The sequence below is a fragment of the Paracoccus sp. (in: a-proteobacteria) genome (assembly GCF_047973135.1).
Lineage (GTDB): Bacteria > Pseudomonadota > Alphaproteobacteria > Rhodobacterales > Rhodobacteraceae > Paracoccus.
Genome location: NZ_JBKEBL010000006.1, coordinates 1 through 2,651 on the forward strand (window position 1 = coordinate 1; position 2,651 = coordinate 2,651).

Sequence of the window (2,651 nt, forward strand, 5' to 3'; positions counted from 1 at the left end):
CCCACCAGCCAGGGTTTCCAGATGTCGAACAGCCGGAACAGCAGGAAGGGCGCGACAAAACCCGGCCACGCGGCCAGAATCGACACCCCGTGCCACCACAAGGGAATGACGGTGAAGGACATGGCCAGCCACTGCCCCGCCACCTCGTCGATGACGATTTCCGACGGATCCTTGTCGGCCAGCCCGGCGACCGCGCGAGGCACCGCCCAGAATCCGAGCAGCGTCGCGAGCACGGTTCCAACTGGCACCAGCCAAGCTGCACCCAGTTCGCAGAACAGCACGCCAAGCGCCACCGCAGCCGCCGAGCCCCAGGTGCCCGGCGCAGGGCGCAGCAGGCCCACGCCGAAGAATGTTGTAATCATCCGGATCATGGTTGGCATCCTTTCTTCAGCAGGGCGGTGGCGATGGCGGCAATACCCTCGCGCCGACCGGTAAAGCCCAGCCGTTCCGAGGTGGTGGCCTTGACGCTGATCCGGCCCGGATCGACGCCCATGATATCGGCCAGCCGCGCCTGCATGGCGGCGGCATGGGGGCCGATTTTCGGAGCCTCGCAGATCAGCGTCACATCGGCATTGCCGAAGCCAAAGCCCTGTTCGCGCGCCAGATCGGCGGCGTGGCGCAGGAAGATGGCACTGTCCGCGCCTTTCCATTGCGGGTCCGAAGGCGGAAAGTGTCGGCCTATGTCCCCTTCGGCCAGCGCGCCATAGATAGCGTCGGTCAGGGCGTGCATGCCGACATCGGCATCCGAATGGCCGACCAGCCCGGCCTCATGTGCGATCCTGACGCCGCACAGCCAGACATGATCGCCCGGCCCAAAGGCATGCACGTCATAGCCATTGCCCAGCCTGATATCCATGTCCTGCCCCAGCAATCGTTCGGCCCGCGCAAAATCGGCGGGAAAGGTGATCTTCAGATTGTCCTCGCTGCCGGGCGTAATAGCAACCGGGTGGCCCATACGCCGGGCCAGTTCAACGTCGTCGTCGGCACCTTCGGGGTGGGCGCGATGAGCGGCGAGGATTTCGGGCAGACGAAAGCCTTGGGGGGTCTGTGCTCGGAACAGCCCGTCGCGGGGATGGGTGCCGGTCACGAACCCGTCAGCGCCCCGCCACAGCGCGTCCGACACTGGCAGCGCAGGGGCCGCCGCTACCGCGCCGCCTTGCAATGCGTCGATCACTCGCTGAATGACCGCATCGGGGACCAGAGGGCGCGCACCGTCATGGATCAGCACATGGCTGGCCTGCCCCACAAGCGCGGTCAGCCCGGCCATGACGCTGGCGCTGCGGGTATCCTGGCCGGTCACGATGGTGACGGAACCGGCGAATTGCGCGATCGCGTGGCCCATATCGTCGGCGTGAACGACCAGCACCACGCGCCCGAACCCCGCAAACGCCGCAAGCGTATGGGCCAGCACCGACTGGCCGGCCAGATCGCGCCATTGTTTCGGCACGCCACCGCCCGCGCGGCTGCCGCGCCCTGCCGCCGTGACGATGGCGGCATAGCCTTCCGGTGCGCGGATCATGCGTGATCCGGCATGTCGCCCCTGATCGCCGTGGCGAAGGCGCTGCGGTACAGGATAGACAGTTCCGCCAGATCGCCCGCATCCTCGCCCAACTGCACGGCCATGCCACCAAAGCTGCCGACTTGCGCGGCGGGCACATTCGCCCCCGCCGCCGCCTTCAGCAGGGCTGCCGCCCCCGGCGCATCGCAGGCGACCAGATAGCGCGCCTGATCCTCGCCGAACAACTGGCCGATATCGCCGCTGTCCAGCCGCAGGCCGATGCCCGCCGCCTCGGCCATTTCGAACGCGGCCAGCGCCAGCCCGCCATCCGAAAGGTCGGTTGCGGCGCGCAGATGGCCGCGATTGGCCCGCAGAAACTCGCCATGTCTGCGTTCGGCCGACAGATCGACATGGGGGGCGTCGCCCGCCTCGATCCCGAATGCCTCAAGCGCCAGCGCCGACTGGTCCAAATGTCCTGCCGTTTCGCCGATGACGATGGCGACGTCGCCATCCTCGGGCAGGCCGGCGATCAGATCGTCCAGATTGGCGATCAGGCCGACGCCGCCGATGGTGGGGGTGGGCAGGATGCCTTTTCCGTCGGTTTCGTTATACAGGCTGACATTGCCCGAAACGATGGGGAAATCCAACGCGGCGCAGGCCTCGCCAATCCCTTTGATCGCGCCGACGAACTGGCCCATGATCTCGGGCTTTTCGGGATTGCCGAAATTCAGGTTGTCGGTGGTGGCCAAGGGCAGCGCGCCCACGGCGGAAAGGTTGCGATAGGCCTCGGCCACCGCCTGCTTGCCACCCTCGAAGGGGTTCGCCTTGACGTAGCGCGGGGTCACGTCGCTGGTAAACGCGAGCGCCTTGTCGGTGCCATGAACGCGAACCACGCCCGCCCCCATGCCGGGGCGGCGGATGGTATCGGCGCCGACCTGCGTGTCATACTGTTCCCAGACCCAGCCCTTATGCGCATGGGAGGGGGAGCCGATCAATTTGCGCAGGGCGGCGATCGGGGTGATCGGGGGCAGGGCGGGCATCGCCTTCGCCGCCGGGGTCTCGACCCAGGGCCGGTCATATTCCGGCGCGCTGGAGGAGAGCTTGGACAGCGGCAGATCGGCCTTCACCTCGTTGCCGTGCAGGATCAGGAAGC

Annotated in this window: 3 protein-coding genes; all 3 read right to left on the reverse strand. The window is 67.1% G+C overall.

What is annotated here, in order from left to right; translation table 11 throughout:
• Positions 1 to 371 (reverse strand): phosphatidylglycerophosphatase A (locus ACK5L9_RS00335; RefSeq protein ID WP_416909456.1); only part of this gene is annotated, 371 nt, incomplete at its 3' end.
• A complete protein-coding gene (locus ACK5L9_RS00340; RefSeq protein WP_416909457.1) occupies positions 368 to 1,519 on the reverse strand; it encodes a bifunctional 2-C-methyl-D-erythritol 4-phosphate cytidylyltransferase/2-C-methyl-D-erythritol 2,4-cyclodiphosphate synthase in 1,152 nt (383 codons plus the stop codon). The genes ACK5L9_RS00340 and ACK5L9_RS00335, both read right to left, overlap by 4 nt.
• Positions 1,516 to 2,651, reverse strand: a 1,136-nt coding sequence (locus ACK5L9_RS00345; protein WP_416909458.1) for an AIR synthase related protein, incomplete at its 5' end; no start/stop codon positions are given. The genes ACK5L9_RS00345 and ACK5L9_RS00340, both read right to left, overlap by 4 nt.